This window comes from Bradyrhizobium sp. (genome assembly GCF_049581145.1).
Lineage (GTDB): Bacteria > Pseudomonadota > Alphaproteobacteria > Rhizobiales > Xanthobacteraceae > Bradyrhizobium.
This window is the reverse complement of sequence record NZ_JBAURI010000138.1, coordinates 1-8,190: the sequence shown is the minus strand read 5'-3', so window position 1 is coordinate 8,190 and position 8,190 is coordinate 1. Positions and strand designations below refer to the sequence as shown.

Here is an 8,190-nt window from a genome sequence, read left to right as displayed (position 1 = left end):
AGCTATACAGGGGCCAACCTCACCATCACGGCGCGTCCGCTCACGGTGACGGCGGATGCACAGAGCCGGGTCTACGGCGGCGCCAATCCGGCGCTGAGTTACGCCATCGGCGGCAGCGGCCTCGTCAATGGCGACAGCCTGTCCGGAAGCCTCGCCTCCGGCGCGACGGTGGCGACCGGCGTCGGCAGCTACGGCATCACCCAGGGCAGCGTCGCCGCCAGCAGCAACTATGCGCTGAGCTATACAGGGGCCAACCTCACCATCACGGCGCGTCCGCTCACGGTGACGGCGGATGCACAGAGCCGGGTTTATGGCGACGCCAATCCGGCGCTGACCTATACGGTCGGCCCGCTGGGACTGGTCAATGGCGACACCTTGGCGGGAAACCTCAGCACGGATGCGACGCCGATCTCGGTGGCCGGGACTTATGCGATCACCCAGGGAACGCTGATCAACGCCCTCAATCCGAACTACGCCATCGCCTATGTGGGCGCGACCCTGGCGGTGAGTGGCGCCTTGCCCCCGTCGTCACCTGCACCAGCGGCAACGCCGTCCGCGTCGCCTTTTATCGTCACCACGCCTGACCCGTCCACGCCGAAGCAGGCAAGCATCAATTTCCAGCTCGACCAGTCCGCCACAGCGGTGATTGCGCCGCTTGCGGTGACGCCGGTTCGGGTGGCGAGCGCTGACCAGGCCAGACAAACCGCCGCCCGCCAGAATCCCGACGGCGACATCGTGACAGGGAGTATCACTCCGCAGGCCTTCAAGAGCGCTGACGGATTCGTCTACAAGCCGTTGAGCCAGTACGATGCCGCGCAATATAGCGGCAAAACGTTGCCGGGCTTCGAGAGCCAGGCCGGCGAGGCGGCCATCTTCACCATGCTGCTGCGCGGCGCTCTCGGCTTGCCCGATACGCCCACGATCGACAATCTGTTCGAGCCCGGCAAGGGATTCCAGTGGCGGGGCGCGAATTGGGAAAATCCCCTGGCCGACAAGGTTCGCGTCTCGGACGGGGCGGAACACACCGGCGCGCCTGGCGAGAGCTTCCCGATCCAGTCCGGCACGACGGATATGGCGGCCCTGCTCGGCAAGGGGCCGATCATCCTGACTGGCTCCTCCAACGCTCCGAATGCAGCGCCCTTCTCGCTCCTCGGCGTTACGATGTCGGAGGAAGGAATTGTGGCCAACGACCCTGGCACGGGTTTGCAGGTGCTCCTCGACTATAATTCGGAAACAAAAACTCTCGGCCCGATCGTCAGCGTCTTCGATTCCAAGACGAGAACCTGGACAAGGCTCGCCGATGTAAAGCCGTACAATGACTGGCAGAGCAAAGCTCAACTCGACCAACTCACAACATGGTCGGGTGATCGTTTCGCCTCGGTGAGCGTCCCGCGCTCGGCTCCTTGAAAGCAGCATGTCAAAGCCGGGCCAATCGGGCCGGATCTGATTGTAACTTGTCGCTTCCGAAGGAAAGCATACACCGGCGCACGTCATCAACGACGGCCTCCCGCAACCAGTGGCCAGCTGACAGGACGGTGAAGGGTGTAGCGAGTTGATAGGCGACGGCAGACATGCTGTCCATGGGCTGACACACCTGATGAAGCGGTCGAGCATGGGGAAGGTGGCGCCCGCCTCGACCGCAAGGGCCAGGTCATGTCGCAGGCCTCCTCTGGACCGGCTGCAGAATGCGACCTACGCCGACGGCAGCACGGTGGCGCTGACCTGCGACCTCGATGGACGCCTCGCACAGGTGCAGGACAGCGTCGGCGGCCGCGAGTGGGCCTGCAAATGAGACTACTACGCCTCATCCCGCAGATGGTACCAGCGGTAGAGCATGCGCTGGCCGAGGCGACGGAACGGTCGGAGCGGATGGCCGGGTAGAGGAGAGGTGAAGATCGGGAGGTCCTGGCCCTCAAATGCTTGGCTCGCGATCATCTGCGCCATGCGGCGGCCGGCTTGGGCGGAATAGGATACTCCGTTTCCGCCATAGCCCAGAGCATAGACCAGGTTCTGCTCGCCGTCCGGGCGGAAGATGCGTGGCATCATGTCATGGCTGACGTCGACCCATCCCCACCAGGAATAGTCGATGTCGATACCGCGCAGCGCCGGAAACTTCCGATGCAGCCCCTCGATGAGAAGCTGCAGGTGCCTGGGGTGCGCGGCGTCCGTGCCCGTAATGGCGCTGCGGCTGCCGATCTGCAGGCGATCGTCGGGCAATAGGCGGTAGTAGAAGCGCAGCGTCCGCGTATCGGTGATGACCTGCCGCGTCTTGAATCCGGTCGCTTCGCGTTCGGCTGGGGTCAGCGGCCGCGTCACGATGGAGTTGGAAAGGATCGGCATGCATCGGCCGTCGAGCACCGGAGTCAAGCCAAGCGAGGTATAGGCGCCCGTGGCAATGGCGACTGCCTTTGCCCTCACCATGCCGCCCGGCGTCCGAAGCCGGAACGAGGAGCCGTCACGTTCGATGCGCAGCACGGGGCTTCCAGGATGCACCCGCGCCCCGAGACCCCGCGCCATCTTCAGATAAGCGAAGGCGAGCTTTGCCGGGTGCACACCGGTGCCGAGCGGCTCGTGCACCGCGCCGACCGCTTCCGCCTCGTCGATGAAATCACGCCGCAGCTCCTCGCGCGACAGAACGCGTGTCGCATAGCCGAAGGCGTCGTTGAGGACCTTCGATTCGGCGGCGATCTTGGCCAGAGCGCGCTCGCGGTGTGCGATGTAGAGGTGTCCGCCGCGCTGCGGCTCGCAATCGATCGGGCTGTAACGAACCAGCTCCTCGAAGGTCTCAAATCCCTGTTCGATCTCGGCATGGAGGCGTCGGGCGACGTCGAGGCCCCAGCGCGCGATCCATTGCGACCGCGACAGCCGGCCCGAGGCGTTCTGGGCCTGGCCGCCGTTGCGCGTGCTGCAGCCCCAGGCGACGCGGTTCGCTTCGAGCACCGTGGCCTTGATGCCGAACTCGCGGGCAAGGAAGATCGCGCAGGCTAGCCCGGTATAACCGGAGCCCACAATCGCCACATCGGCATCGAGATCGCGGGCAACCGGCCCGTCATCTTCGGGCGGCGCGCCGGCGGTCGCGATCCAATAGGTCGGCGCGTAATCGCGGTTTCGTCCAGGCCCCTCCGAAACCAGCGGATCGTAATGGGGGTCGTATGCCGCTGTCGGCGGCGTGAGCCGCATGTTCATCGCGTGCCCCCGGCCTCGTCGCGGGCAGGCTGGAGCGGGCGGTCCTTGCGAAACGCGCTCTTGGTGCAGATCTTCTCGCCACGGAAGAAGAAGAGATCGCAGCCTTCAGCCTCGATCCGCTGCCCGTCCGCGGTGGTCGCGCGGAAAATCCATTCGGAGATGCCGCGGTCACCAAACACGTCGTGCCGCAAGCATTCCCAGGCGACATCCGGCATGCTGTTGAAGGTCGCCTCGAATGCGGCGAGTACCTCCCGCGCGCCGGACAGCCTTCGCCCGCAAATGTCGGGACCCGCGGCCGCGTCGAACACGATGTCGTCGGTCGTGCAGGCCATGACGGCCGCACCGTCGTGCCGGTTGAAGGCTGCGAATAATTGGCGAAGGAGATTGAGCCGGCTTTCCTGCGATGGCGACATCTGGCTTTCCCTTGAACATCGGCAAGCGGTCTGGGCGCCAAAGCTTGGCGCGAGAGCACACAGTGTCATGCGGCGGGATGGGCCTTTAGCGCCAGATCGCTTGCCGTTCTGTGACCAGAGCCATGGGCTTGCGGAACTGGACCGCTGAAAGCGTTCCGACTGGTCCTTGCGCGCTCGCGCTCATTTCCGCGAGAGTCCGTGCTTTGCGTCCGCACCCGCGTCGCGGGACCGTTCTCGTTGGTTTCGGCGACCACGTCCATGAACAGGCATGTCTGACCCTTTTACCGGTCCCGGCGCGTCGATCGTTGGCTGCGATCACGCCTGGCGTGTTGATCGCGACGGGCCTGGCGGTCCTCGCCGCATCGTTGCTACGGGATTTACGGACTTTGGCTTTGCGCTCGCGGCAGTCCCGCTGCTCGGGATTTTCATGCCGCCCGCGCAGGCCGTGCCGGTGGCTGTCGCCCTGCAATTCCTGGCAAGCACGATGGATTTTCCGCAGGTCCGGAAGGAGGGTCACTGGCCGTCCTTGCGATGGCTGATCCTGGGGGCCGTGATCGGCTCGCCGCTCGGCGCGCTGGCGCTCAGCATCGTGCCGGCTTCGGCCGCGCGGATACTAATCGGCACAATCACCCTTGGCGCCGTTGCCGTGCTTCGCGGCGTGCCGCGCGCGCAGAGCTTTCCTTCGCGGACGGGCACGCTCGGCGTCGGCCTCATCTGCGGCATCTTCAACGGGCTGCCGGCCATGCCCGGCCCTCCCGTCGTCATGTGTATCATGCCGTCGGGCCGTTCGGTCGCATTGCGTCGCGCTCCTCGCTCCTCGCTCCTGGTCTTCTTTCTGGCAACCTCGGTCACGGCCCTCTCAGCACCATGCTGGTGGGACTTTTCGATTTCCACGCACTCCAGCTGTCGCCGCTCGCGTTGCCGATCATGCTCGCCGGCACACGCATCGGCGAAGCGGCATTCCACAGGGGCAGCGATGCGCTGCATCGCAGGGTGTCGATGGTGGGCCTCGGCATCATCGCCATGGTCAGCGCATTCAAGGGAATTGACGAGCTGTTTGGCCTAGGTGCCGGATAGCACCGCGCCGAGCCGCTTCATGCCTGGTTCGATCCGGTCGGTCCGAATAGAGGAGAAACCGAGCCGGAAGCAGTGGCTTGTGTCGTCTTCCCGTATGGAGAACACGTCGCCTGGTTCGATCACCACCCCTTCGGCGCGGGCCGAATCGGCAAGGCGTGTGGCATCCGTGCCCGTTGGGCACGATACCCAATAGCTCGTGCTTCCGGCCGCGCGCGTCCATCGGCAAGTCGGGAGAGCCTTCGGCAGCAATTGATCGAGGAGCCTTGCGCGTTCGAACAGCACGCGGGCGACCTGGTGCAGGTGGGTGCGGTAGTGGCCGAGTCCGATGAACAGCGCGGCGACGCGCTGATTGTTGAGGGGTGGATGGCGCAGCATCAGCCGCCGCAGCGCGCGGAGCTCGCGGATGACCGGTGCCGGCGCCACCACGTAGCCGAGCCGCAGGCCGGGAGCGAGCACCTTGGACAGGCTGCCGACATAGAGAACGTTCTGGTCGCGATCAAGACTCGCGAGCGGAGGCAGATCGTTTCCCTCCGGGATCAGTTCGCTCTCGTAATCGTCCTCGACCAGGAGGATGTTCTTCGCTTTGGCGATCGCCAGCAGCTTGCGCCTCCGCTCCAGCGACATCGTGACCGCGGTCGGGCATTGATGGCTTGCGGTCACATAAGCGAGGGCGCAGCGCTCGAACGCCTCATCCGGAACGAGACCCTCCTCATCGACGCGCAGCGGAATGACGTTCGACGTCAGCATGCCAAAGATATTGCGGGCATCCGGATAGCCGGGATCTTCCATCCCGACGCTTGTTTCCCGCGTCACGAACAGCTTGGCGATCAAATAGAGCGCGTGCTGGGCGCCTATGGTCATCATGATCTCATCGGAGCGTGCGCGGATTCCCCGCCGCGGCAGGACCTGGCGCTGCAATTGCTCGATCAGGGCCGGATCGTCGCCGTCGATCATGTCCCGCGCCCAGTTGTTGATCTCGGGCACGCTCATCGCGGCGCGTGCGCTCTCGCGCCAGTCATTGGTCGGAAACAGGGTCGGGTCGAATTGACCGAAAATGAACGGATAGGGATAGTTCTGCCAGTCCAGCGGCTTGACGATATTGCGAAACGCCGAGGGGCGCAGCGCAAAACGCTCGGTCCAGCGGCTCTGCTCCGCCCGGACCGACGGCGGCCCGCTGTCCCTGTAGCCCGCGATCTGTTTTGGCAGGCCGGTGACGAAATAGCCGCTGCGTTCGCGCGCGACCAGGAAGTTCTGGTCGACCAACTGCTCATAGGCGATGACGATGGTATTCCGGGACACTTTGAGCAGCGAGGCGAGATCCCGGCTCGACGGCATGCGCATGCCGAGCGGCAGGCGGCCGTCCTCGATTGCGGTGACGATCATCTGCCTGATCTGCAGTTGCAGGAATGTGCCGGAGCGGTCGATCTCCTGAAAGTGGGAGTTCCAAAACAGGATATCGCTCGACGGCAGCAGGGTCGTGTGTCCGTCGGTCGAGCGCAGTGGCGAGAGTTTTCCCATCGAAGGTCCGGTTTAGGAGAATTGCTGGAGTTGACCAGCGAGTTTCACAAAAGTGAAGCAAAAACCGCGCCATAGCATAGCCTGGCGGCGGCCGAGCCATGCGCTGGCTCCATTTGTGATCGGCATCTGGTGCTTCTCCCGACGTGCCCGGCGCATCAGGTTCTCCTCGTCAAGCCCAAAAGTACAAGCTTGGAGTGCTGGAGTGAGCCTGGACACCGTCGTCTTTTCGGCCCGAAAAATTGTCACGATGAATCCATCGCGGCCGGTTGCGACTCATGTCGCGGTCCGTGATGGGCGCATTGTTGCCGTCGGCACCGAGAGCGAGCTTGCGTTATTTGCCAAGGATGGGCGGCTCGACGACCAGTTCAACAACAAGGTCCTGCTGCCTGGCTTCGTCGAGGGCCACAGCCACATCATGGAAGGCATGATGTGGTCTTTGCCCTATGTGGGCGCTTTTGAACGCCGCTCGCCCGAGGGGCGGCTGGTGCCCGGCGTCGGCACGATCGATGCCATCATCGCCCGGCTGATAGAGGCGGAAGCCGCACTTGAGGATCGGAGCACGCCGCTTTTTGCCTGGGGCTTCGATCCGCTCCATATCGGCGGCCGGAAGCTGACCAGGCAGGATCTGGATCGCATATCGACGACGCGTCCGGTGCTTGTGATCCACGCCAGTTTCCACATCAACAATGTCAACACCGCCGTGCTGGAGACAACCGGATTGTTGCGCGTGACCGATATTTCCGGCGTGGTTGTGGGAACGGATGGTCTGGCCAGCGGAGAGCTGCAGGGAATTGCCGCGCGGCTACGCGTGTTCCGCGCCTACGGCAATCCGCTCTCCGGCAATCTGTCTTCGGCCGATGTCGATCGCTATGCGGCCTCCGCCTGTATTCAGGGCGTCACCACCATCACCGATCTACACAACGATCTCACCGACGAGACCGTGGAGGTCTATCGCGCGGCAACGGCGCGGCCCGGATTTGGCGTCAGGCTCGTGCCCGCGCTTGCTGCGGTCACGCACACCCCGGATCAGGCGATCGCCAAGATCGCAAAGCTGCGGGAGAGCAACAACGACAAGCTTCATTACGGCATCGTCAAGCTCGTCGTCGACGGCTCCATCCAGGGTTTTACCGGGCGGCTGCGCTGGCCCGGCTATCATAATGGCGCGCCGAACGGCCTCTGGTACATCGCGCCCGAACAACTGCCGCAACTGGTCGACGCCTACCACAAGGCCGGTATCCAGTTGCACATTCACACCAACGGCGACGAAGCGACCGAGCTTGCGCTCGACGCCATCGAAGCCGCGCAAACCGCGATGCCGCGGCCCGATCACCGGCACACGCTGCAGCATTGCCAGATGGCCGACGCGGCCCTGTTCCGCCGCATGAAATCGCTCGGCGTCTGCGTGAACCTGTTCGCCAACCATCTCTATTATTGGGGCGACGCGCATTATGAGCTGACCATGGGCCCCGAGCGCGCCGCCCGGCTGGATGCGACCGGAACGGCCCAGCGTGTCGGCGTGCCGTTTGCGATCCACTCCGACGCGCCGGTGACGCCGCTCTCGCCGCTGTTCACTGCGTGGTGCGCGGTCAACCGGATCTCGTCGTCCGGCCGCAAGCTCGGCAGCGAGACCGAGGCGCTGACCATCGCGCAGGCCCTGGCGGCGATCACAATCGGCCCGGCCTACACGCTGAAGATGGACGGCGTGGTCGGCAGCATCGAGTGCGGAAAATATGCCGATTTTGCGGTGCTGGACGAGGATCCGCTCGAGGTCGATCCGGCGCGGCTGAAGGATGTTCAGGTCTGGGGAACGGTGGTCGGCGGCGACGTGAGGAAGGCTCCGCGCGCATGACGCAAGCCGAGCCGATACCGTTGACGGTCATCGGCGGGTTTCTCGGCGCCGGCAAGACCACCTTTCTCAACCGCCTGCTGGCGCACGCGACCGCTCGCTATGTCGTGCTGGTCAACGATTTCGGCGAAATCAATGTCGATGCGGCCC

Annotated in this window: 8 protein-coding genes and 1 pseudogene; 6 read left to right on the top strand and 3 right to left on the bottom strand. The window is 64.4% G+C overall.

The genetic code is table 11. The features are described from left to right. Both WCB02_RS04575 and WCB02_RS04570 read left to right on the top strand, forming a co-directional pair. A partial coding sequence (locus WCB02_RS04575) for an MBG domain-containing protein (RefSeq protein WP_423956649.1) occupies positions 1-1,407 on the top strand: 1,407 nt, incomplete at its 5' end. 190 nt (positions 1,408-1,597) lie between these two features. Next, the gene (locus WCB02_RS04570) at positions 1,598-1,792 is read left to right on the top strand and encodes a hypothetical protein (RefSeq protein ID WP_423956648.1); all 195 of its coding nucleotides are present in this window, start codon (positions 1,598-1,600) and stop codon (positions 1,790-1,792) included. Between the two features lie 5 nt (positions 1,793-1,797). On the opposite strand, the gene WCB02_RS04565 is transcribed toward WCB02_RS04570, so the two are convergent. After that, complete coding sequence (locus tag WCB02_RS04565; RefSeq protein WP_423956647.1) at positions 1,798-3,186, bottom strand: NAD(P)/FAD-dependent oxidoreductase; 1,389 nt, start codon at positions 3,184-3,186, stop codon at positions 1,798-1,800. After that, a complete protein-coding gene (locus WCB02_RS04560) occupies positions 3,183-3,599 on the bottom strand; it encodes a nuclear transport factor 2 family protein (protein ID WP_423956646.1) in 417 nt (138 codons plus the stop codon). Before WCB02_RS04560 ends, WCB02_RS04565 begins: the two co-directional genes overlap by 4 nt. Before the next feature lie 268 nt (positions 3,600-3,867). Between WCB02_RS04560 and WCB02_RS04555 the strand changes: the two are divergent. Together WCB02_RS04555 and WCB02_RS04550 are read left to right on the top strand one after the other, a co-directional pair. Then, positions 3,868-4,404 (top strand): annotated as a pseudogene (locus WCB02_RS04555) (TSUP family transporter); the annotation flags it as partial. A gap of 62 nt (positions 4,405-4,466) precedes the next feature. Beyond that, positions 4,467-4,676 carry a hypothetical protein gene (locus tag WCB02_RS04550; protein ID WP_423956651.1) on the top strand — a complete coding sequence of 70 codons (210 nt, stop codon included), beginning with the start codon at positions 4,467-4,469 and terminating at the stop codon, positions 4,674-4,676. Here WCB02_RS04550 and WCB02_RS04545 read toward each other — a convergent pair. Continuing rightward, the gene (locus WCB02_RS04545; RefSeq protein WP_423956645.1) at positions 4,662-6,194 is read right to left on the bottom strand and encodes a PLP-dependent aminotransferase family protein; all 1,533 of its coding nucleotides are present in this window, start codon (positions 6,192-6,194) and stop codon (positions 4,662-4,664) included. The two genes, WCB02_RS04550 and WCB02_RS04545, sit on opposite strands and share 15 nt — an antisense overlap. A 202-nt stretch (positions 6,195-6,396) precedes the next feature. On the opposite strand from WCB02_RS04545, the gene WCB02_RS04540 reads away from it, so the two are divergent. Both WCB02_RS04540 and WCB02_RS04535 read left to right on the top strand, forming a co-directional pair. Then, complete coding sequence (locus tag WCB02_RS04540) at positions 6,397-8,043, top strand: amidohydrolase (RefSeq protein WP_423956644.1); 1,647 nt, start codon at positions 6,397-6,399, stop codon at positions 8,041-8,043. Continuing rightward, positions 8,040-8,190 (top strand): GTP-binding protein (locus WCB02_RS04535; protein WP_423956650.1); only part of this gene is annotated, 151 nt, incomplete at its 3' end. The genes WCB02_RS04540 and WCB02_RS04535, both read left to right, overlap by 4 nt.